General features: G+C 58.8%; 18 protein-coding genes and 1 pseudogene. 6 read left to right on the top strand and 13 right to left on the bottom strand.

Going from position 1 to position 22,699, the window contains the following annotated elements:
* Positions 1 to 226: 226 nt before the first annotated feature.
* The 3 genes from feoB to BLL52_RS12070 all read right to left on the bottom strand — a co-directional run bounded on the left by feoB (position 227) and on the right by BLL52_RS12070 (position 3,785).
* On the bottom strand, positions 227 to 2,116 hold the full coding sequence (gene feoB, locus BLL52_RS12080) for a ferrous iron transporter B (protein WP_075586870.1): 1,890 nt from the start codon (positions 2,114 to 2,116) through the stop codon (positions 227 to 229).
* Positions 2,117 to 2,131: 15 nt separating this feature from the next.
* Positions 2,132 to 2,416 carry a FeoA family protein gene (locus BLL52_RS12075; RefSeq protein ID WP_075586869.1) on the bottom strand — a complete coding sequence of 95 codons (285 nt, stop codon included), beginning with the start codon at positions 2,414 to 2,416 and terminating at the stop codon, positions 2,132 to 2,134.
* Between the two features lie 157 nt (positions 2,417 to 2,573).
* Entirely contained in the window at positions 2,574 to 3,785 is a 1,212-nt protein-coding gene (locus BLL52_RS12070) for an FAD-dependent monooxygenase (RefSeq protein ID WP_075586868.1), read from the bottom strand.
* A gap of 111 nt (positions 3,786 to 3,896) precedes the next feature.
* Here BLL52_RS12070 and BLL52_RS12065 point away from each other — a divergent pair, with 111 nt between their 5' ends.
* A complete protein-coding gene (locus BLL52_RS12065; RefSeq protein ID WP_075586867.1) occupies positions 3,897 to 4,343 on the top strand; it encodes a BLUF domain-containing protein in 447 nt (148 codons plus the stop codon).
* A gap of 80 nt (positions 4,344 to 4,423) precedes the next feature.
* On the opposite strand, the gene hrpA is transcribed toward BLL52_RS12065, so the two are convergent.
* Both hrpA and BLL52_RS20005 read right to left on the bottom strand, forming a co-directional pair.
* Positions 4,424 to 8,557 carry an ATP-dependent RNA helicase HrpA gene (gene hrpA, locus BLL52_RS12060; RefSeq protein ID WP_075586866.1) on the bottom strand — a complete coding sequence of 1,378 codons (4,134 nt, stop codon included), beginning with the start codon at positions 8,555 to 8,557 and terminating at the stop codon, positions 4,424 to 4,426.
* Positions 8,558 to 8,815: 258 nt separating this feature from the next.
* Positions 8,816 to 8,992, bottom strand: a pseudogene (locus BLL52_RS20005) (IS110 family transposase); the annotation flags it as partial.
* Between the two features lie 1,350 nt (positions 8,993 to 10,342).
* Here BLL52_RS20005 and BLL52_RS12045 point away from each other — a divergent pair.
* Positions 10,343 to 10,978, top strand: coding sequence for a carbonic anhydrase (locus tag BLL52_RS12045; protein WP_075586863.1), 636 nt, complete (start codon positions 10,343 to 10,345; stop codon positions 10,976 to 10,978).
* Positions 10,979 to 11,240: 262 nt separating this feature from the next.
* Positions 11,241 to 12,590: an amino-acid N-acetyltransferase gene (gene argA, locus BLL52_RS12040; protein WP_075586862.1), complete on the top strand. Its 1,350-nt coding sequence runs from the start codon at positions 11,241 to 11,243 to the stop codon at positions 12,588 to 12,590.
* Positions 12,591 to 12,795: 205 nt separating this feature from the next.
* Here argA and BLL52_RS12035 read toward each other — a convergent pair whose 3' ends face one another.
* Positions 12,796 to 13,329 carry a disulfide bond formation protein B gene (locus tag BLL52_RS12035; protein WP_075586861.1) on the bottom strand — a complete coding sequence of 178 codons (534 nt, stop codon included), beginning with the start codon at positions 13,327 to 13,329 and terminating at the stop codon, positions 12,796 to 12,798.
* A complete protein-coding gene (locus BLL52_RS12030; protein ID WP_075586860.1) occupies positions 13,329 to 13,586 on the bottom strand; it encodes a hypothetical protein in 258 nt (85 codons plus the stop codon). The genes BLL52_RS12035 and BLL52_RS12030 overlap by 1 nt, the downstream gene beginning before the upstream one ends.
* A gap of 86 nt (positions 13,587 to 13,672) precedes the next feature.
* Between BLL52_RS12030 and BLL52_RS12025 the strand changes: the two genes are divergently transcribed.
* A complete protein-coding gene (locus BLL52_RS12025; protein WP_075586859.1) occupies positions 13,673 to 13,945 on the top strand; it encodes an oxidative damage protection protein in 273 nt (90 codons plus the stop codon).
* 260 nt (positions 13,946 to 14,205) lie between these two features.
* Here BLL52_RS12025 and rpiA read toward each other — a convergent pair whose 3' ends face one another.
* Positions 14,206 to 14,910, bottom strand: a complete 705-nt coding sequence (gene rpiA, locus BLL52_RS12020) for a ribose-5-phosphate isomerase RpiA (RefSeq protein WP_075586858.1) — start codon at positions 14,908 to 14,910, stop codon at positions 14,206 to 14,208.
* 48 nt (positions 14,911 to 14,958) lie between these two features.
* Between rpiA and BLL52_RS12015 the strand changes: the two genes are divergently transcribed.
* Positions 14,959 to 16,053 (top strand): quinone-dependent dihydroorotate dehydrogenase, encoded by a 1,095-nt coding sequence (locus BLL52_RS12015; RefSeq protein WP_075586857.1) that lies wholly within the window; start codon positions 14,959 to 14,961, stop codon positions 16,051 to 16,053.
* A gap of 134 nt (positions 16,054 to 16,187) precedes the next feature.
* On the opposite strand, the gene BLL52_RS12010 is transcribed toward BLL52_RS12015, so the two are convergent.
* Complete coding sequence (locus BLL52_RS12010; RefSeq protein ID WP_075587234.1) at positions 16,188 to 17,108, bottom strand: DUF808 domain-containing protein; 921 nt, start codon at positions 17,106 to 17,108, stop codon at positions 16,188 to 16,190.
* 171 nt (positions 17,109 to 17,279) lie between these two features.
* Between BLL52_RS12010 and BLL52_RS12005 the strand changes: the two genes are divergently transcribed.
* On the top strand, positions 17,280 to 18,398 hold the full coding sequence (locus BLL52_RS12005; RefSeq protein WP_075586856.1) for a beta-ketoacyl-ACP synthase III: 1,119 nt from the start codon (positions 17,280 to 17,282) through the stop codon (positions 18,396 to 18,398).
* Positions 18,399 to 18,420: 22 nt separating this feature from the next.
* Here BLL52_RS12005 and BLL52_RS12000 read toward each other — a convergent pair whose 3' ends face one another.
* The 4 genes from BLL52_RS12000 to BLL52_RS11985 form a co-directional block, all read right to left on the bottom strand.
* On the bottom strand, positions 18,421 to 18,951 hold the full coding sequence (locus tag BLL52_RS12000) for a GNAT family N-acetyltransferase (RefSeq protein ID WP_075586855.1): 531 nt from the start codon (positions 18,949 to 18,951) through the stop codon (positions 18,421 to 18,423).
* A 180-nt stretch (positions 18,952 to 19,131) separates the two neighbouring features.
* Positions 19,132 to 19,368, bottom strand: a complete 237-nt coding sequence (locus tag BLL52_RS11995) for a DUF1272 domain-containing protein (RefSeq protein WP_075586854.1) — start codon at positions 19,366 to 19,368, stop codon at positions 19,132 to 19,134.
* Positions 19,369 to 19,460: 92 nt separating this feature from the next.
* Complete coding sequence (locus tag BLL52_RS11990) at positions 19,461 to 20,837, bottom strand: tryptophanase (protein ID WP_075586853.1); 1,377 nt, start codon at positions 20,835 to 20,837, stop codon at positions 19,461 to 19,463.
* Positions 20,838 to 21,036: 199 nt separating this feature from the next.
* Positions 21,037 to 22,590, bottom strand: a complete 1,554-nt coding sequence (locus BLL52_RS11985) for a methyl-accepting chemotaxis protein (protein WP_083633915.1) — start codon at positions 22,588 to 22,590, stop codon at positions 21,037 to 21,039.
* Positions 22,591 to 22,699 lie beyond the last annotated feature (109 nt).

Genomic DNA, 22,699 nt, shown 5'->3' with positions numbered 1-22,699 from the left:
AGCAGGCTCAGCCGGTGGTGGCTTACACGAAGCTGCTGCCCCCGAAGCATCTGTACCCGAACATTTGCCGCAGGTGGCGCAGGATGTGCTGCAACTGGGTGAGCGGTCCAGCGCACTGTGCAAACGGCCCAGACGCTGGCGCAAGCTGGCGGGCAGAACATACCAAAGGCTGTACAGCGCCGCCACTGACACCAGAAATCCCACAATCCAGTTCTGCAACATGGCTTTAGCCCCCGGTCCAGGCCAGCGTTAGCCGGTAGGTAACCCAACTGGCCACATACGCCAGCGCAAACAGATACACCGACATCAGTAGCGGGTAGCGCCATGAATTGGTTTCACGCCGCACCACCACCAGGGTCGAAATGCACTGCGGCGCAAAGATAAACCACACCAGCAAGGACAAGGCGGTGGCCAGCGACCAGGTTTGGGCAATCAACGGCGCCAGTTGACCGGACACGTCGTCCCCCGAGCCAGACAGCGCGTACACCGTGCCCAGCGCGCCCACAACCACCTCCCGCGCCGCCATGCCGGGAACCAGTGCCACCGCAATCTGCCAGTTAAACCCGATCGGCGCCACCAGCACTTCAAGCCAATGGCCCAATATACCGGCATAGCTGTGGTTGATGGCAGCATCGGTTGCCCCGGCAGGCGGCGCCGGGTAGGTGGCCAGAAACCACAGCAACACGGTCAGCGCCAGCACGATGCCGCCCACGCGTTTGACAAAGGTCGAACCTCGCTCATACAGCCCCTGCGCCAAGCTGCGCAAATTGGGCATGCGGTAAGACGGCAGCTCCATCACCAGCGGCGTAGGCCGCGTGCGTGTGCGCCACGTCATAGCAACTGCAGCCACCGCCATCGCCGACAAAATGCCGCCAACGTACAAGGCAAACATCACCAGGCCCTGCAGATTAAAGATGCCCCACACCGTCTGGCTGGGAATAAAGGCACCAATCAACAAGGTGTAGACCGGCAGCCGGGCCGAGCAAGTCATCAGCGGCGCGATCATGATCGTCACCAGCCTGTCACGCCAATGGGTGATGGTTCGGGTGGCCATGATGCCCGGCACCGCGCAGGCAAAACTTGACAGCAGCGGAATGAACGACCGCCCCGACAAGCCCACGGTGCGCATCACCCGATCCAGCAAAAAGGCCGCTCGCGGCAGGTAGCCGGAGTCTTCCAGCACCAGAATGAAGAAAAACAGAATCAGAATCTGTGGCAAAAACACCAGTACGCCGCCCGCCCCGGCCAGCACGCCATCGACTAGCAGACTGCTCAGCGGGCCCTCAGTCAAATGGCTGCGCACAAGGCCTGACAAGCCTTCCACGACCGACTTGATGACGTCCATCGGCCAGACCGCCAAGCTGAACACCGCCTGAAACATCAAAAAAAGCGTGGCCGCCAGCACCAGCATGCCCCACAGTGGGTGCAACACCACCGCGTCAATCGTGTCGTCGGCGTGCAGGCTCTCGGCAGGCTCCTGCACCGCCAGCTTCAGCACCCGGCGCACCTCTTGCTGGGTGGCCATCACCTCGTCCACATGCGGAGCGTGCCAAGGAGCGGTGGCTTTCAGGCGTTTTTTGGATTTGCCCAAATCCACCTTAGCCAGAAAGGTCAGCAGCTCCTGGGCGCCATCGTGACGAATGCCCACCGTCTCAATCACCGGCATGCCCAGCTCGTGCGCCAGAACGGCGGTGTCTACCACGATGCCGCTATGCCGGGCCGCGTCGCACATGTTCAGCGCCAGAACCAGAGGCAGGTTCAGCGCGCGCGCTTCCAGCACCAGGCGCAAATTCAGACGCAGGTTGGTGGCATCCACCACGCACACCAGCAAATCAGGCAAGGGTTCACTGGGCAGACGCCCGGTAACGATGTCGCAGGTGACCTGCTCATCAGCGCTCAGCGCGTTCAGGCTGTAGGCACCGGGAAGGTCCAGCACCACCACCTGGCGGCCAGAAGCGGTTTCCAGCATGCCCTCCTTGCGCTCCACCGTGACACCCGCGTAGTTGGCCACCTTTTGGCGGCTACCGGTGAGCAGGTTAAACAGCGCAGTCTTGCCGCAATTGGGGTTACCCAACAGCGCAACGCGCAGCGGTCTTTCGCTTAAGGGATCAGGCATGGCGGGCCGAGCGCCTCAAACCGGCTGAACCTGCACCAGCGCCGCCTCATGGCTGCGCAGGGCAAAAGTGGTGTTGCCGACTCGCACCGCCAACGGGTCATGTCCGGGGTAGCCATGGGCAATCACACGCACCTGCTCACCGGGCAAAAAACCGATTTCAAGCAGCCGCAAGGCAATGCCGCGCTCCTCATCATCATGCGTGGGGTTCATACCCAGCACGACAGCGCGTGCTTGCCGTGCCAATTGGTGTAAGCCCATCGGCGCACTGGCCGCTGGGTTAGGCTGGATGGGTTGAGTCATAACGCTTCAAATGAGAACTGTTCTTAGTGTAAGGATTTACAGCTTGCGCTGAATGCAGCTAGCGTCGACCAACCTCGTAAACAGGTTAACCATGTGCATCAAAATATAGGTTAAAAAGACCTCTAGCCCTTATCCTAAAAGGGTTAGTAGCTATGATTTAAACAGCTATCTTGGGGCCTCCGTAGAGCCAAGGCTGGTCTAGCAAACTTTTACCCAGCACCCGCATGGCCAGGTCGCGGCCCAGGCGCAGGGGGCCAGTCAGATGGTAAATCTCACCGTTTTTGATGGCGCGCTGCTGCACTTGAGCGTTGCGCTGCCAGCGTTGGTTGGCATAGGCTTTGACCAAAGCGGGCGCCTGCGCCAGCGCCGCATCCCCCGCTGAAAACACGCCGCCAGCTGACAGCACTTGCGCCAAGGTGGCGGCGTCTTCAATGGCCATGGCAGCGCCTTGCGCCAGATAAGGCACCATCGGGTGCGCGGCGTCGCCCAGCAACGCCACCCGGCCCATAAAGTGCTCATGCGCGCCGCGCATGGGTGGGCGAATGCTCAGCGGCCACAGGCGCCACACGCCAACCGCGTGAATCAGGTCATGCAGGTGCTCGCAACTGCCTTGGGTGATGCGCTGTAGATCTGCCGCATTGGCGCTGTGGTCCCAGTCAGACATGTCACCCTGAACCTTGCCGTGCACGATACACACCACATTCATCCAGGAGCCGCCACGCACCGGGTACTGCACCAGATGCATCTTCGGCCCAAACCAGGCGGTGACCTGCTGGGTTTGCAACACTTTGGGCAAGGTCCTTTGCTCGATCATGGCGCGGTAGGCCAGATGCCCGGTGGGCAGTGGCTTGCCATCGTGCAGCAGTTGCTGGCGCAAGGCGCTCCAGGCGCCGTCGGCGGCTACCAGTACGTCGGCTTGCGGGTGTTGACCGTCTGTCAGGTGAGCGGTCACTTTAGCCTCGGTCTGCGAAACGCTGTTGACCGCGTTGCCAAGGTTCAGCGCCACGTCACCGTGCTGGCGCAGCACCTTAACCAGCAAGCCATGCAAATCTGCCCGGTGAATGGTGGCGTAAGGCGCGCCATAAGCGCGCTCCATGGCGGCGCCCAGCGGCAGCTCGCCCACCACCCCGCCAGACACCGCATTGCGAAACTGCACCCGACTCGGAAATGCCAACAGTTCGCTCAGCGCGTCTTTCAGATCCCAGCCGTACAGAATTCGCATGGCATTCGGGCCTAACTGAATGCCCGCGCCGACCTCGGAAAACACCGCTGCGCGCTCATATAACTTCACGGTGGCGCCCGCACGGGCACACGCCAGCGCTGCCGACAGACCGCCTATTCCGCCCCCCGCAATGACAACATTAGCCATGGAATCTCTTTCAACCGCGCAGTAAGTAAGACGCAATTGTCGGCACAGTTGGATTCTGCAACCTGACAAAGGGCGAAATAATTCGCGCCGGGGCTCGCTTACACTCCGCCGATGGATGAAATAAAACAACGCTCAGTCACAGTTCGGCTTCTTTATGTGAGCCGTGCTGTTGGCCCGCAGACCACGACGGTGACGGACTCGATCCTGTCAGGGGCTTTGCACGGCAACCGCAAACTCGGTATCACCGGTGCCCTGTGCCAGGGCCAGGGTATGTACCTGCAGGTGCTCGAAGGCGAGCGCGGTGTGATCAACCGCCTTTACAACCGCATCACCCAAGACCGCCGCCATCAGGATGTGGAACTGTTGGTGCTGGAAGAAATCACCCAACGGCGCTACGCTGACTGGGCTATGGCACATGTGATGCTGTCTGAAAATGACCCGATGATCCAGCTCAAACACCCTGAATTTGACCCCTACTCGGCGCCAGGCCAGACGGTGATGGCTATGGTGCACGAGCTGTTTGCCGCCGGCAACCGGATCCGCAAGCCGTCGGTATAGGCTCAGCGCTGCCTTCAAAGCGCTTCTTAATCAATAGCTGCCAGCGCTTGTATTTAAAGGGCTAGAGTGCTTTTTTGGCACTAACCTAGCTGCGCCCAAGCCTTCTCCAGTCGCTTCACACTCACCGGCTGCGGCGTGCGCAGTTCTTGCGCGAAAAAGCTCACCCGCAATTCTTCAAGCAGCCAGCGGAATTCCTGCAGGCGCTCGTCCACCACGCCTTTGCGCTCGGCCACCAAGCGCCAATAGCGCTGCTCCAGCGGCTGCAACTCTTTCAGGCGAGCATTGTCGCGGGCCGGGTCGGCGCGGTATTTTTCCAGCCGGGCGGTGATGGCTTTTTGGTAGCGACCAAAGTGCTGCAGGCTGGGCCACGGCGTGACGCTCAGAAACTTCTTGGGCATCAGCCGGGTGAGTTGCTGGGCGGCGTCTGCGGTGGCGTCCGGCGCGTTTTTGCTGTCCTTGATCTTGCGTGCGGCCACGGCGTATTCGCTCAAAATCGCAGCAGCCAGGCGCGCGACTTCGGTGCAAATCAGGGTCAGGCGCCCTCGCCCCTCGTCCACCCGTTTCTTGAAGGCAAATTCGTCGGCGGGCAGTGGTTCCAGCAAAAAAGCGCGGTCTAGCGCCACTTGAATGATCTGTTCTCGCAGTTCTTCCAGCGTGCCGCCGGTGCCTGAGCCGTCCGGGTTTTTGCCGACCTGCATGTAGGTCACGGCCATTTTTTGCAGGTCGGGCACGTTTTTTTCAAGGTATTTGAGCGCGTCTTTGATCTGCAGCGCAAACAGGCGGCGCAGGCCGGCGCGGTGTTTGGCAGCGGCCACCTCGGGCTCGTCAAACACCTCGATGGTGACCGCATCGCCCGCGTCCAGCAGCGCCGGGTAACCAATCAGCGTCTGCCCGCCTTTTTGAATCTCCAGCAGCTCAGGCAGTTCGCCAAAGGTCCAAGCTGTGTGTTTAACACCCGCTGGACTGGCTTTGGGCGCGGGCTCAGATACTATATTTTTAGTAGCTGCTAGCGCTTTATCCATAAGGGCTAGAGGCTGATTTTGCTTAAATTCTAATGAAGGTGCTGCGGTCTTGGCCATCTTCAGCCCGGCCAGCGCCTGAAATGCGCCACGTGCTTGCGCACCCAACTCGGCCTTCAAAGCCCCAAGATTGCGCCCCTGGCCTAACTGGCGGCCATGCTCGTCCACCACGCGAAAATTCATAAAAAAGTGCGGCGGCAGCATGTCAACCTTGATGTCGGCGCGCACCACATCCACCGTGGTGGCCAGGCGCACCAGTTTCAGCACCGCCTCGATCAAGGAGCCATGGCCAAACAGCGCGGGCTCGTTGAGCTGATCTGCCATCTTGCGCGCCGACTCGGGCAGCGGCACCAGGCGCGAGCGCGGGCGCTGGTGCAGGGTTTTGATGAGTGCCTGAATTTTGTCCTTGAGCATGCCCGGCACCAGCCACTCGCAACGCTCCTCATTGACCTGGTTCAGCACAAAAATCGGCACCGTCGCCGTCAAGCCGTCTTTGGGGTCACCCGGCTCGTGCAAGTAGGTGGCAGCGCAGTCCACACCGCCCAGGCGCACAGTTTTCGGGAACGACTGGGTGGTGATGCCCGCCGCCTCGTGGCGCATCAGCTCCTCTTTGGTGAGCAGCAAGAGTTTCGGGTTGATCTTGGCCGCGTCGCGGTACCAGGCCTCAAAGGTGAAGCCGCTGCACACCTCGGGCGGCAGCTGCTGGTCGTAAAAGGCGTAGATCAGCTCGTCGTCCACCAGCACATCCTGGCGACGCGCTTTGTGCTCCAGGTCTTCCACCTGCGCAATGAGCTTGTGGTTGGCCGCCAAAAACGGCAGCTTGGTCTCCCACTGGCCGCCAACCAGCGCCTCGCGGATAAAAATCTCACGCGCACCGGGCAAATCCACCCGGCTGTAGTTCACCCGCCTGCCGCTGTAAATAACGATGCCATACAGCGTGGCGCGCTCCAGCGCGTTCACCTCGGCTTGCCTTTTTTCCCAATGCGGGTCAAGCAACTGCTTCTTCAACAGGTGCGCGCCAACCTGCTCCAGCCACTGCGGCTCAATCGCCGCAATGCCTCTGCCAAACAGGCGCGTGGTTTCGACCAACTCGGCGGCCACAATCCAGCGGCCCGGCTTTTTGACCAAATGCGCGCCGGGGTGCGGGTAAAACTTGATGCTGCGCGCACCCAGGTATTCGCCGTTGGCGCCATCGGTTTCCAGCTTGCAGCCGATGTTGCCCAGCAGCCCGGCCAGCATCGACAGGTGCAATTGCTCGTAGCTGGCAGGCTGGGTGTTGATGCGCCATTTGTGCTCCGCCACCACGGTGTGCAGCTGGCTGTAAATGTCGCGCCACTCGCGCACGCGGCGCATGCTGATGAAGTTTTGCCGCAGCAGTTGCTCGTATTGGCGGTTGCTGAGCTTGTGCGATGGCGCAGGCGTTGAGCGCTGGGGTGGCCGGACGTTTTGCTCCGTGTCCCCCGCCCGCTGCGCTTGCTCCGCCTTGACCTGCGCAGAACGCCCGGCCATCCCAACTCCTGGTGTGGCCTCATGCGAACCGCCGCGCGCATCATTAATCCACTTCCACAGCTTGAGGTAGCCGCTGAATTCGCTCTTCTCGTCGTCAAACTTGACGTGCGCTTGGTCGGCTTGCTGCTGCGCCTCCATGGGCCGGTCGCGCACGTCCTGCACGCTCAAGGCAGAGGCAATCACCAGCACTTCGTCCAACGCTTCTCTAGAGCGCGCTTCCAAAATCATGCGGCCCACACGCGGGTCAAGCGGCAGCCGGGCCAGCTCGCCGCCCATCGCGGTCAGCCCGTTGGCATCATTCACCGCGCCCAACTCATTTAGCAACTGGTAACCGTCGGCAATCGCGCGGCCTGAGGGTGCCTCCAAAAACGGGAAGTCTTCCACCTGCCCCAAGTGCAGCGACTTCATGCGCAAAATTACCCCGGCCAAGCTTGAGCGCAAGATTTCGGGGTCGGTGAATTTGGGCCGACCAATAAAGTCTTTCTCGTCATAGAGCCGGATACAAATACCGTTGGCCACCCGCCCGCAGCGCCCAGCGCGCTGGTTGGCCGAGCTTTGGCTGATCGGCTCCACCAGCAACTGCTCCACCTTGCTTTTGAAACTGTAGCGCTTCATGCGCGCCGTGCCTGCGTCTATGACGTATCGGATGCCCGGCACGGTGAGCGAGGTTTCGGCCACGTTGGTAGCCAGCACAATGCGCCGCCCGCCGTGGCCCTCGAAAATACGGTCTTGCTCCGCCTGGCTCAGCCGGGCAAACAGCGGCAACACCTCAGCACCGCGAAACACCGGCTGGTGGCTCAAGTGGCCGCGCAAGTGGTCAGCCGCCTCGCGGATTTCGCGCTCACCGGGCAAAAACACCAAAATGTCGCCGCTGTTATGCACATCGCGCCAGAGCTCGTCTACCGCGTCGGCAATCGCGTTATTCAGGTCGTAATCACGCGCTTCTTCAAAGGGCCGCCAGCGTTGCTCCACCGGGAACATGCGCCCCGACACCATGATGATCGGTGCAGGAGTTAAGGGCCCCCACGCTGCGCGCTGCGCGTCATCGCTGCCCCCCGAGGGGGCGTCGCCCGGCTTGGGGCGGCCCGGCACCAAGCGTTGACACGACGCAAAGTGGTCTGCAAAACGCTGGGCGTCAATGGTGGCGGAAGTCACCACCACCTTCAAATCTGGCCTGCGCGGCAAAATCTGCTTCAAATACCCTAGCAAGAAGTCAATATTCAGACTGCGCTCGTGGGCCTCGTCGATGATGATCGTGTCGTAGGCTTTGAGCAGCGGGTCGGTCTGCGTCTCGGCCAGCAAAATGCCGTCGGTCATGAGTTTGACGGACGCATCGCGGCCTAGACGATCCTGAAAACGCACCTTGAAACCCACTACCTCGCCCGGCGTGGTGTGGAGCTCTTCGGCAATGCGCTTGGCCACGCTGCTGGCGGCAATCCGGCGCGGCTGGGTGTGGCCAATCAACTTGCCGCGTGGCGCGGGACGGCCATCGGGCAGCGTTTTGGGGTAGTTGCACAGCCCGCGCCCCATCGCCAAGGCGATTTTGGGCAACTGTGTGGTTTTGCCCGAACCGGTCTCACCGCAGACGATGATGACCTGGTGCGCCGCCATGGCCGCCATGATTTCGGCGCGGCGGGTAGAGACAGGCAGGGATTCGGGGAAGTCGATTTTCAGAGGGTGAGACATTGGGCGGCAATTATCGAGGGTCCATGTAGACGTGTTAGATGGAGGGCTGGATTAATGGCGAAATCGGCTTCTAGCCCATCGTCAATATGCGCCAGTAGCTATCAACTGAATAGCGTCTAAAGATGCTGGATAGCATGCTGTGGCTAGCTGGGGATGGGTTGGGGCGGCGACCTCCTACTGTCAAAGGCCCAGAAAATTGGCCGCCACCCCAACCCATCCCCAGCTACGAGCGATTTTTGGACTCCAACTAGGGGCTTAGTGGTGAGCACTTGAACAGGCTTCCATTGCGATCCGGCAAGGCGGCAGATTGCCGATGAGTTCAAATGGTTTGGCGCAAACATCAGGGCACACCAACGCCGGTTTCCTTGCTTCATGCACGCCATGCACAGCGAATACGTCTTTGGCGAGGTCAATTCCAACGGTTACGATAGTCATGACCTTCCCACTCAAACCAAGTTGAGGACGATGAAATCGCGGCGTGCCAAAAGATTCACCTCTCGGTCGTGGCACTTAGTTGGCATTAACCGCACGCTACGGCGCGCCGCTTGCCTGGGATTGGGAAGTCCCTTTCATTCGTTAAGTGTCTCGAAGTGAAGTCATCTACACCACGACTCTTCGTAGCAACGTTGCGCTGCCAGTCGTTTCATGTTTGGCCCGAGCAGACGGCAGTCGAGGCTGAGTCTTTCTCTCTCGAACTCGAACCCAGGCATTGGGTGGCCAAGTGCGAGACTTGTTCGCAAGGGTTGAATCGGCGCTTGGTACCGGTACTAGCGATCTCCCGAAGCGTGCTCTGCTTGTCTACGATCTGCGCAGCAAGCTCGTTCATGATGGCGCTCTTTCGGCGAACGAACTCAGCGGCGCCGAACGAGAAGCACGCGAGTTACTTGAGCTGGCCCTGAAGGCAGAAGCACTGTGATGCACCGCACCACTGAGAGGAAAAAGGTGTCAGGCTCAGATTCCCTCACACCACGCAACGCGCGATTCCGCAGTGGGCGGTTCAACGGCTTGCTGACAAACACACAGTGTGAAGCGCGACACGCGTACTTCATAAAAACACTCAAAAAGTTTGCATCGCTTTCACAATACAGTTTCATCCATGAAAACTGCAACATTACCGCCGGTGCGCGTTCTCCCCGAGATCAGGACTGAGACTGAGTCCCTGCTTGGGAAGGCGAGCCCTGTCCGAGTTTCTGCAATCTGCGGTGCGAAACAGTATGCAGCGCAGACACAATCAACAAGAGTTCGTCCGACGTAGTCTGCCTTCACTGGACAACGCCAAGCTTTTACCGACACGTAGGTGGAAGCCAATGTTGTGCTGGACCGTCTGGAGCACTAATTGGCCGATGCTCGGACTTTGAAATCAGCAGTTCATTCATGAGCTTTCGGGTACGGCTCACCGACGACGCGGCTGACGATTTGGAGCGACTGTTTGACTTTGTGCTACAACGGGAACGCGCAGTCAATGACGATGACCTCGATTCGACTGAGCGCGAACTGGCAGTGTTTGTTGGGTGCCTGGGCATCATTTCTGCCATTTCGTCTGTCCAGATAGGTGCAGGTCGACTTGCGGCCTGCAGGCGTAGCCTTGATATCTGGCAGCGGTCTTGGCGTTGCGTTAGGTGGGGAAACCCCTTTTTGCCCGATAGTTGCACCCTTCAGGAAACACCACCCAACTAATTCAACTGGAGAAAAGGGACCCGGTTCGAATTTCATAAAATTTCGAAAAATCAAATCAAAATCTAGCCTCGATAGAAATCCATCAAACCTAATTATTCCTTACACGCTATGGACATTCAAAATATTTTCATTAGAAACAAGAACTGGGTTGCAGATAAAACAAAACAAGATCCAGATTTTTTTAAAAATTTATCCTCAGATCAAGCTCCTAAAATTTTGTATATTGGTTGTTCTGACAGCAGAGTCGCTGCAGAAGAATTAATGGGCGTTGGCCCAGGAGATATTTTTGTTCATAGAAATATCGCCAATATGGTTTCAGCTCTTGATTTGAGTTGTATGTCTGTCATTAATTATGCGGTTAATCATCTTAAGGTTAATCGCGTCATTGTTTGTGGGCATTACAATTGCGGTGGCGTCAGGGCCGCAATGATTCCTGAAGATTTGGGGCTGCTCAATCCTTGGCTTCGGAATATTCGGGACGTCTATCGTCTTCACAAGAATGAATTAGATAGTATTGATTCAGAGCAGAAAAAATACGAGCGCCTCATAGAACTTAATGTTCAAGAGCAGTGTATAAATGTTATAAAAACAGCTGATGTGCAACGCGCTTATCTGTCGCGTGGGTTAACTGTACATGGCTGGATATTTAACATTCATACTGGTTATTTGGTTGATTTAAATATTGACTTCAAAGCTATTTTGAATGGTATACGAGAAATTTACCATTTAGAAAATCCACTGTGAGATAAAAACAGCAAGAGATGCGTGCGGTATCTATCTCACTCTGCATCACGTCAATATCTGTGACACGCAGTTGACAGCGGCTGGTAGACAGCCCGGGCGTCACCCGCTGGAAGATGACTATCACTGACCGGCCAAATGCATCGCCATGTTGCCAATAGCTGCCTTCACACGCGTGCTGCAAAATAGGGGTAGTGTTGTCAGCGATTGACTGCCACCCACTTCGTCTACCGATCCCAAAACGCCTGCACCTGCTGCCTACCCCATGTCCCTGCCCTTCAACTTCACCTTCGTCCCCTGGTTCAGGTCGGTCGCACCCTACATCCACAAGTTCCGCCACCAGACCTTTGTCTTGGGCGTGTGCGGTGAAGCCATCGCCGCAGGCAAGCTGCCCAATCTGGCGCAAGACCTGGCGCTGATTCAGAGCATGGGCGTGAAGATCGTGCTGGTGCACGGCTTTCGTCCGCAGGTGAATGAGCAACTCAAAGCCAAAAACCACACGCCCAAATACTTCAAGGGCATCCGCATCACCGACGAGGTGGCGCTGGACTGCGCGCAGGAAGCTGCTGGCCAGCTGCGCTACGAGATTGAAGCTGCTTTCAGCCAGGGCCTGCCCAACACGCCGATGGCGGGAGCCACGGTGCGGGTGATTTCCGGCAACTTTTTGACGGCACGGCCGGTGGGCATTGTGGAAGGGGTTGACTTTCTGCATTCCGGCGTGGTGCGCAAGATCGACACGGCCGGCATCACCCGCTCGCTGGAGATGGGCGCGCTGGTGCTGATGTCGCCGTTCGGCTTTTCTCCCACCGGCGAGGCCTTTAACCTGACCATGGAAGAAGTCGCCACCTCGGTTGCCACCGCGCTGCAAGCCGACAAACTGATTTTTGTCACCGAGGTGCCGGGCATTGCCACCGATGTCACCCGGCCGGTGAGTGCAGACAACCCGATCGGTACCGAACTGCCTGTGGACAGCGCGGAAAAATTGCTGCGCGAGCTACCAGAGGCCAGCCACCCCTGCGACGCTGCGTTTTACCTGCAACACTGCGTCAAAGCTTGCAGAGGCGGCGTGGAGCGCAGCCACATCATTCCCTACGCGGTGGATGGCTCCATCTTGCTGGAGGTGTATGTGCATGACGGCATCGGCACCATGGTGGTTGATGAGAAGCTGGAGAGCCTGCGCGAAGCCACGGTGGACGATGTCGGCGGTATTCTGCAGTTAATCGAACCGTTTGAGAGGGACGGCACGCTGGTCAAACGCAGCCGCACTGAAATCGAGCGCGATGTCGGCCTGTATTCGGTGATCGAGCACGACGGTGTAATCTTTGCCTGCGCCGCGCTGTACGCCTACCCGGAGGCCCGCACCGCCGAAATGGCCGCGTTGACTGTGTCCCCCGATGTGCAGAGTCAGGGCGACGGCGAACGCGTTTTGAAGCGCATTGAGCAGCGCGCCAAGCTGGCTGGGTTGGACAGCATTTTTGTGCTTTCCACCCGCACCATGCACTGGTTCATCAAACGCGGCTTTGTGCAGGTAGACCCCGAGTGGCTGCCCGAGGCGCGCAAACGCAAATACAACTGGGACCGCAAAAGCCAGGTGCTGGTAAAAAAAGTCGGTTGATCGTCTTGGTCACGTGATGCCGAGCATGCGACTTGCTGGCACCTCGACACATGCCCGTGGGCTCAGGTCATTCAGCACAACTGGAATAGTTACGCGTTTCTTGAATGTGATGGGTGGCCAAAGACGTGGCGTCGGTAGGTCGAGGGTGACACGGCCGACTCGCCCGTGTGGTTTGTGAGCGTAACGAGCCGAGCAGTTTGATACTTTAAGCACCGTGGCGGTTAGGGGTTTGGCGCGCCCTGCGCCAGATCATCAGCACAGCCAGTACCCCAAAGGCGGTAAACGACACAAACGACCAGTTGGCCAGTGTGCCGCCCAAAAACGTCCAGTCCACCGCATAGCAGTCGCCGCTTCCCCTGAAAATCATCGGAATAGCGCGCTGCAACGGAAAACTCTCAATCATGCCGTAGAAGTCACGCCCGCAAGTGGCCACCTCAGGCGGGTACCACTGCAGCCAGCTTTGGCGCGCTGCGACAAAGGCGCCAAAACCAGAGATCAACAGAAGTAGCGCAGCCCCTGCAATATGTATGCTTTTTTGGCCGCCAACCCCCGCCAGTAAAGCGACAATAGCTACAAAAATAAGAGCGTACCTCTGAACGATACACATGGGGCAGGGGTTGAGTCCGGCATACTGCTGTAGGTACAAACCGTATCCGAACATGGCGATGCAGATGACGCCAATTGCCAGAAAAACGCGCCGTGGGGCGCTGTCCAGCACAGCCAGCAGGCGCGAGAACATCAGTCGCTGGCGGGCTTCTTGTTGGCCTCTTCCAGCGCCAGGTCGAGAGCCTTGCAGGTGGGTGAGCACACCGCTTGCGACTTACCCAAAATCTTTTTGGAAATCATCTGGGAGCGTGCGCGATGCTTGCCACATAAAAAGCAAGACATGGTGGCAGCGCCAAAGGAAGTAGCCGCTGTGAAGGGTGAGCCCGACACTTTGGATTTGTAACGCAAGCCATCGGCTACGATTTTGGTTTTGGTATCTGCTTTTGCCATAAGGGTAGATTTTACTGCAGTGCGCAGCGCCTACCAAAACCTTGCTAAAGTTAACGCCTTTTAGCTGTACATAAAGAAGGTAAATCATGGCGCGCACGGTGAAATGCATCAAATTGGGCATCGAGGCTGAGGGACTTGAGTTTGCCCCCTACCCCGGCGAGTTAGGCAAACGCCTTTGGGAAAACGTTAGCAAACAGGCTTGGGCAGACTGGCTCAAACACCAAACCATGCTGGTCAACGAAAACCGCCTGAACCTGGCCGACGCCCGGGCACGCCAATACCTAGCACGGCAGATGGAAAACCACTTTTTTGGTGACGGCGCAGACGCAGCGCAGGGTTACGTGCCGCCCAAGGCGTGAGCCTGGCACCGACACAGTCGTTCGACGCGAAAACTGTGCCTTAGATGTCCTTGATGCCCTCGCTCTAAAAAAGGCAGGTTTGGCCCGGATGGCCGCAGCGCTGGCCTGCGCTTGATGTTGTAGCAAGCACACGCCCTGACTGACACCGATCAAGAAAACCCATAGCCGAAGCTTTGCTACCCAAACTCTGCCTGATTTGTATGCCAAAAGCGCTTCTAGCCTTTATAGAATAAGGGCTAGAAGCTACTATTTTTATAGTATCAAAAGGTCAGCGTTTTCACGCCACTGGCCGTGCCCAGCAAACACACTTGGGCTTTTTGGAAGGCAAACACGCCCACCGTGACCACGCCCGGCCACTGGTTCACCTGCGATTCAAAGGCCAGCGGGTCGGCAATCTGCAGGCCGGTCACGTCCAAAATGTGCTGCCCGTTGTCGGTGACCAGCGGCGCGCCATCCTTAAAGCGCAGCACCGCCGTAGCCCCCATCGCCGCAAACTGCCGCGTAACGCGCTTCACCGCCATCGGAATCACTTCCACCGGAACCGGGAACTTGCCCAGCGCCTGCACCAGTTTGGAGTCATCGGCAATACAAACAAACTGGCGCGACTGCGCCGCCACAATTTTCTCGCGGGTCAACGCCGCGCCGCCACCTTTGATCAGGTAGCCGTGCGGGTCAATCTCGTCGGCGCCGTCGATGTACACCGACAACTCAGCCACCTCATTGCAGTCAAACACAGTGATCCCCAGCGCCTGAAGCCGCGCGGTGCTGGCCACCGAGCTGGACACTGCGCCCTTGATCTGGTCCTTCATGCTGGCCAGCGCATCAATGAACTTGTTAACCGTGGAGCCGGTGCCCACACCGACAATTTCACCGGGCACCACATACTGCAGCGCCGCTTGGCCGACCAGGGTTTTCAGGTCGTCCTGAGACAAAACAGTTTGGGCCGGGTTTTGAACTTGCGTCATCGGGGAAAATCCTTGAAGTTGATCGGTTTACCTTTTTGGAATTATCTAATGGCTCTCTTACCCTATGCGCTGACGCGACCCTTTTTGTTCAGCATGGACCCCGAGGCCGCGCATGAGCTGACCATTGAGTCGCTGGCGCGCACGCAAGGCTCGGCCCTGAAATGGGCTTACGCCAGCACAGCAGTGGACGACCCCATCGAGTTGGCGGGCCTAACCTTCCCCAACCGCGTCGGCCTGGCCGCCGGGCTGGACAAAAACGCCCGCTGCATTGACGGCCTGGGCGCCATGGGTTTTGGTTTTGTGGAAGTCGGCACGGTCACGCCGCTGGCCCAGCCAGGCAACCCGAAACCGCGCATGTTCCGCCTGCCGCAGGCGCAGGCCCTGATCAACCGCCTGGGCTTCAACAACGACGGCTTGCAAGCGTTCATTGCCAATGTCAAACAATCAGACCTGTACCAGCGCCGCGTGGGTGGGCGCAGTGGCCTGCACTCCATGCTGCTGGGCCTGAACATCGGCAAAAACGCGGCTACCCCCATCGAGCGCGCCACCGATGACTATTTGATCTGTCTGGATGGTGTGTATACCTACGCCGATTACGTGACGGTGAACATTTCCAGCCCCAACACCAAAAACCTGCGCAGTCTGCAAAGCGACGCGGCGCTGGACGCACTCTTGGGTGCCCTCTCCGAGCGGCGCGAATTACTCGCGCAAAAGCACGGCAAGCGCAACCCCATCTTCCTGAAAATTGCCCCCGATCTGGATGCAGACCAAGTCGCGGTGATTGCCCAGACGCTACAACGCTACGGCTTTGACAGCGCCGGCCAGGTCAACAATGCCTGGGGCGTGATTGCCACCAACACCACCCTGAGCCGCGATGCCATCAAAGGCATGGCGCATGCCGAAGAAGCCGGTGGTCTGTCTGGTGCGCCAGTGCTGGCCATGAGCAATAAGGTGGTCAGCCAGTTGCGCAGCGCGCTGGGCAAAACTTTCCCCATCATCGGCGCAGGCGGCATCATGAGCGCGCAGGACGCAGTCAGCAAAATCAAAGCCGGTGCCGATGCGGTGCAGATTTACACCGGGCTTATCTATAGCGGTCCGGCATTGGTCAAGGCTGCAGCGACCTTGATCAAAAAGACGTTTTAACCGCCTTTTTTAGCAGGTCTTATGCTGGTCTTATGCCATTTTCAGATCGATAGGAGCTTAGGCGCGAAGCCGTAGACAGTGCTGACGCAAGGCAAGGCGAAGCAACAACAGATCCTATTGATATGGAAATGGAGTTATGCCTTGCTAAATTTGCCGCGCACCCAGGTGACGCCCTGAAACGCCAGCACGGCGACGCCGCCAGCCAACAGCCCCAGCAAACCGCTCAGCAGCGCCGACACCACCGGCGCCGCAGCGCCGGCCAGTTGGCTGATGCCTTCCAGCCACGCGCCCACGCTGTGCCAGCCGTGCGCCAAAATGCCGCCGCCCACCAGAAACATGGCCAGCGTGCCCAGCACGGTCAAACTTTTCATCAGCAAGGGCGCCGCGCGCAGCAGGCCACGCCCCAGCGCGTGTTGCCAGCCGGGCTGGCCCGGGCGCAGCGTGAGCCACAGGCCCAGGTCGTCAATCTTCACAATCGCAGCCACCAAACCGTAAACACCCACCGTCATCAGCACAGCAACGCCTGCCAGCACACTCACTTGTGTCACAAACGGGCTGGCCGCCACCGTGCCCAGGGTAATGACGATGATCTCGGTTGACAAAATGAAGTCGGTACGCACCGCGCCCTTGATCTTGTCTTTTTCCAGCGCCACCAGGTCGACCGACTCGTCTGCCAGCGCCTGCCTCAGTTGCGCATGCTCCGCCTCATCGTCTTGCGGGCTATGCAAAAACTTATGCGCCACCTTCTCAAAGCCTTCAAAGCACAAAAACAGCCCGCCCGCCATCAGCAGCGGCGTGATGGCCCAAGGCGCCACCGCACTGAGCAGCAAGGCGCTGGGCACCAAAATGGCCTTGTTGATCATCGAACCCTTGGCCACCGCCCATACCACCGGCAACTCGCGGTCGGCCTTGACACCAGCCACCTGCTGGGCATTCAGCGCCAAGTCGTCACCCAGCACCCCAGCCGTTTTTTTGGCTGCCACTTTGGTCAGCAACGCCACGTCGTCTAGGGTGCTGGCAATGTCGTCCAACAAAACAAGCAGGCTACTGGCCATTTGGGTCATCTCCAGAGGTGTGAAACAGGGGGTGGGGGTGCATCGGATTGAAATTGTCGTTGATCCAGGCCGACTGACCGCCCGGGCGCGTCTTGTACGGCCCGGGTAAGGTTCGATAATGGTGGCCACCTGGCGCAGCACGCGCCGCCGCCTCACCAGAAAGACCCCGACATGACCCGCGTTTGTATCAGCAGTACCGGCCTCTATGTGCCACCTCACATCATCAGCAACGCCGAACTGGTGCAAGCCTTCAACGCTTATGCGGATCTGGACAACGCCGACCATGCTACAGAAATTGCAGCAGGCAGCCGCGTCGCTGTGCCGCAGTCCAGCGTGGAATTCATCGAAAAAGCGTCTGGCATCCAGCAGCGCTATGTGGTTGAAAAAGCCGGTGTGCTCGATCCGACCCGCATGCGCCCGCGCCTAGCGCCGCGAGCAGACACCGAGCTGTCGCTAATGGCCGAAATCAGCGTTGCCGCCGCGCAGGACGCCTTGCAGCGCGCAGGTAAAACCGCCGCCGACGTAGATGGTGTGATTTGCGCCGCCGCCAATATGCAGCGCGCTTACCCCGCCATGGCGGTGGAAATTCAGGCGGCGTTGGGTGTGCAAGGCTTTGGCTTTGACATGAATGTGGCCTGTTCCTCGTCCACCTTTGCCATTGAGATGGCGGCTAATGCGGTGAAATGTGGCTCAGCCCGCGCGATTCTGGTGGTCAACCCAGAGATCACCTCGCCGCACTTGGCGTGGAAAGACCGCGACTGCCACTTCATTTTTGGCGACGTGTGCACCGCCATCCTCATCGAGCGGCTCGACAACGCTCCCGCCGGTGCGTTTGAAATTCTGGGCACCCAACTCAAAACCATGTTTTCCAACAGCATCCGCAACAACGCCGGCTTCATGTCGCGCGCCGAAGACCGCAACCCGGAAGACCGCGACCAACTCTTTTACCAAGAGGGGCGCAAAGTGTTCAAGGAGGTCTGCCCAATGGCCGCCGAGCACATGGCCAAGCACCTGGCCACGCACCAACTAGCGCCCGCTAACGTGCGCCGCTTCTGGCTGCACCAGGCGAATCTGTCAATGAACCATCTGATTGCCCGCAAATTGCTTGGGCGCGACGCTACAGCGCAAGAGGCGCCGGTGATCCTGAATGAATTTGCCAACACCGCCTCAGCCGGGTCCATCATCGCCTTTCACCGCCACCACGATGACATCGCCGCCGGTGAGGTGGGCATGATCTGCTCGTTTGGCGCGGGCTACTCGATTGGCAGCGCGCTGCTGCGACGGCTCTGACGCTGTCCAACTGCGCTCAGTCTTATTTCAGATCGCGCTTGAAGCGAATCTCTTCAATGCGCGTCAGCCCCACCAGCACGGTTTTGATGCTGGTCATTTCGCGTTTGAAGCCGGCCATGTCAAAGAAGCGCAGCGCGCGCTCGTAACCCAGCGGCACCCAGGCGGTGACTTTGGTGCAGCCTTCTTCTACCAGCTCATCACGCGCGCCATCCCACAGCGCCAGGCCGACGCTCTTGCCCCAATGGCTGGGGCGCACAAACAGCGCCCAGATTTCGCCCATGGTGGCAGGGGTTTTTGGGTCGCGTGAACGATCAAACCCGGTAAAACCAACCACCTCGCCACCCACCACGGCCACCAGCACCTGCGGGTCGCCAAACTCGATGGCTTCGCGCCAGGTGGACTGGCTTTTCTTCAGGCTGTCAAATTCCGGCATGGCTTCGCCGGGGAACTGCGCCTTGAATGCGGCTTGCGACGCAGCGGCCTGGATTTGGGCAATAGCCTGGGCGTCGCGCTCTTTGGCGGGACGAACTTCAACGTTAATAGATTCAGACATGCAAAAAAAGCCGGGACCAGGCCCGGCAAAGTTTCAAAAAGGAGGTGGATTGTCGCTGCAACGCGGCCAGGCCACAGCGGTGCTATGGCGGAACCCACCCGCCAGCACTCTAGCCCTTACGCCATAAGCGCTAGCAGCTATCAATTCAAAACTTGTAAACGCCCTGCCCGGTTTTGCAGCTCAGGCGCAGTCTGGTTTGAACATACGGCGCAAGCTGGGCGGGTTGGCGGTCAGCTTGTTGACCGGGCGAATCGGCCTTGGCACAAAATTGCCACCGCAGTTGGGACAGACGCCCTGCAACACGGTGTCGGCGCAGGTGGCGCAAAACGTGCACTCAAACGAGCAGATCCGCGCCTCTGTGGCATCAGGCGGCAGGTTCACATCGCAGCATTCACAGGACGGGAGAAGTTCGAGCATACGGAGTTCCTTTGCAAAACTATTACTTTGAATAAGGTAGCTTTTAGCCTCGGCGCTACTTGGGCTAGAGGCTAGTAATGCTTGTAACAGCATCAACCATTCACCCAAGCACACTCGCAGGTAAAGTGCCTGAGAAACTGCGGCTGCTTGGTGATCTTCACACCGCGAATCGTGGAAGCCTTCTCCTTGACTTCGGCAATCACCTCGGCGGCGTAATCAAAGTGGCTCTGCGTGTACATGCGCCGTGGAAAAGCCAGGCGCACCAGTTCCATGCTGTGGTAAGTCTCTGTGCCGTCCGCCAGGCGTTTGCCAAACATCACCGAGCCAATCTCCACCCCGCGAATGCCGCCTTCCAGATACAGCGCGTTGCACAGCGCCCAAGCCGGGTAATGCTTCAGAGGCATATCGGGCAGCACGGTGCGCGCATCAATGTAGACCGCGTGGCCGCCGGTGGGTTTGACAAAGCTAACGCCCGCGGCTTCCAGACGCTCACCCAGGTATTCGGCAGTGCGCAGGCGGTAACGCAGGTAGTCTTCCTGCATGCCTTCTTCGAGACCCACGGCCAGCGCTTCCAGATCACGTCCGGCCAGGCCGCCGTAGGTGGGAAAGCCTTCGGTCATGATCAACACGTTGCGCACCGCGTCCATCCACTCTTCACTTTTGAGCACGATGAAGCCACCAATGTTGACCATGCCGTCTTTTTTGGCGCTCATGGTGGCGCCGTCGGCATAACTGAACATCTCCTGCACTATTGCTTTGATGGGTATGTTTTCATACCCTGGCTCGCGCATCTTGATGAACATGGCGTTCTCGGAAAAACGGCACACGTCCATGATGAAGGGTTTGCCGTGCTGTTTGAGCAAGGCGGCGTAGGCGCGGATGTTGGCCATCGACACCGGCTGGCCGCCACCGGTGTTGTTGGTGACGGTGATCATGCCAAACGGAATCTGCTCGCCGCACTCTTTGAGCAGTGCCTCAACCCGCGCCAAGTCGATATTGCCCTTGAACGGGTGAATGGTTGCCGGCTGCAGGCCTTCGGCAATCACCAGGTCAAGTGCCTCGATGCCCAGATATTCCAGGTTGGCGCGGGTGGTGTCAAAGTGGCAGTTGTTGGGCACCACGTCGCCTTTTTTACACACCGCAGTGAACAACACTTTCTCGGCGGCACGGCCCTGGTGGGTGGGCACAAAAAACTGCATGCCGGTGATGTTCTGGATGACTTTCTCCAGGCGGTAAAAACTGCGCGCACCGGCGTAACTCTCGTCACCTTCCATGATGGCGCCCCACTGGCGGCTGGACATGGCGCCGGTGCCGGAATCGGTCAGCCAGTCAATCAGCACGTCTTGCGCGTGCAATTTGAAAACATTGAGCTTGGCGGCTTGCAGCAGTTGCTCGCGCTCGGCGCGGCTCGTCATGCGGATGGGCTCAATGCTTTTGATGCGAAAAGGTTCGATCAGGGTTTTAGGCATGGTGTTCTCGTCTGGTTGAAGGCAGTCGAGAAGCTAGCACCGGGCTAAACCAGACGGTGTCGGTTAATTCCAACACTGATCAATTCGACTCACTCACGCCGACACATCACCAGGTACACCCGCCCAACACCGGCAACAACCCGACCACTACCGTGTAGGGCACGCCCAAAGCCCCATCAAGCGTGCGAAAACAAACCTCTCAGAGCTTGAACAGCGCCACCGTCTGCACCAGATCATTCGCTTGGGATTTCAAACTGCTGGCGGCCGCAGCCATTTCTTCGACCAGGGCGGCGTTCTGCTGCGTGACCCGGTCCATTTGCGTCACCGCCTCACCCACCTGCGACACACCCAGGCTCTGCTCACGGCTGGCTGCGCTGATCTCGCCCACCACATCCACCAACCGGGCGATGCTGCTGACCACCTCGTTCATGGTGCTGCCCGCCTGGTCCACCAGCGTGGTACCACTGGCGACGCGCTCCACGCTGGCGTTGATCAACGTCTTGATCTCTTTGGCCGCTTCTGCGCTGCGGCCTGCCAAAGACCGCACCTCAGAGGCCACCACCGCAAAACCTCGGCCTTGCTCACCAGCCCGCGCCGCTTCCACCGCTGCATTCAGGGCCAGGATGTTGGTCTGGAAGGCAATGCCGTCGATCACGCTGATGATGTCGCTGATCCTGCAGCTGGCCTCATTGATACCGCGCATGGTGTCCACCACCTGCGCCACCACCTGCCCGCCCTGCACTGCCACGCTGCTGGCGTGCACCGCCATCTGGCTGGCGTTCGCAGCACTTTCGGCGTTGTGCTGCACCGTTGCGCTGAGCTGTTCCATGCTGGCTGCCGTTTGTTCCAGCGCACTGGCTTGGGACTCGGTTCGTGCCGACAGGTCGTTGTTGCCCTGGGCAATTTCGGCGCTGGCAGTGGCCACGCCTTCAGAGCCGTCACGCACATCGCGCACGATGGTGGCAAACGTGTCGCGCATGGCACCAATGTCATACAGCATGCTGCTGCGGTCATTAGGTTTCAGGTCAATGGCCCCGCCCAGTTCACCCCGGGCAATACGTTCGGTCAAGGCGCTGACATAGCTGGGCTCGCCGCCCAACTGGCGCAGGATACTGCGGGAAATCAGTGTGCCAAAGCCGAACAGCAAACCCATCAGCAGCAACGTGCCCCCGGCAAACCCCAGCGCCCGGCGCCACACCGCAGCGTTGACGGTGTCCACATACACGCCCGAACCGATGACCCAGCCCCAAGGCTCAAACCCTTTGACATAGGAGATTTTCTGAACCGGATCGTTCTCTCCCGGCTTGGGCCAAAGATAGGGCACAAAGCCGTCGCCACTAGTCTTGATCTGTTTGACAAAGTCAACAAAAATCAGTTGCCCGATCGGGCTCTTGAAGTCCGACAAATCCTTGCCTTGCAGATCTGGCTTGATCGGGTGCATGACCATGGTGGGGTGCATGTCATTGATCCAGAAATACTCGGCACCGCTGTAGCGCAGCCCACGAATGGCCTCCATGGCAAGGCTTTTGGCCTCGTCGGGCGGCAGTTTGCCCTGCGTTTGCAGGCTGTGAAAATGCGTCAGCATGCCATGTGCTACCTCAACTGTCTGGCGCACCGCTGTCTCACGCTCCTGCAAAATCAGGGCGCGCTCGGACCATAAAAACACGCTGGCCAGTGCAACGACGCCCAACAAGGCGCTGGCAGTCAGCAGCGTCAGCCTTCGGACTATCGTCATAGACGTCAAATTGATCATAAAAACTCTCAGTTCGGTTGCCGGGCAAGCAGTCTACCCGCCAAATCTGCAAGCCATTTGAGGCTGCAGCACTTTTGTTGGCTAGGCAGCCCGCGTGCAGATGGGTGAC

Source organism: Rhodoferax antarcticus ANT.BR (assembly GCF_001938565.1).
GTDB lineage: Bacteria > Pseudomonadota > Gammaproteobacteria > Burkholderiales > Burkholderiaceae_C > Rhodoferax > Rhodoferax antarcticus.
The sequence above is the reverse complement of the archived record's forward strand: the minus strand, read 5'-3'. Positions and strand labels throughout refer to the sequence as shown.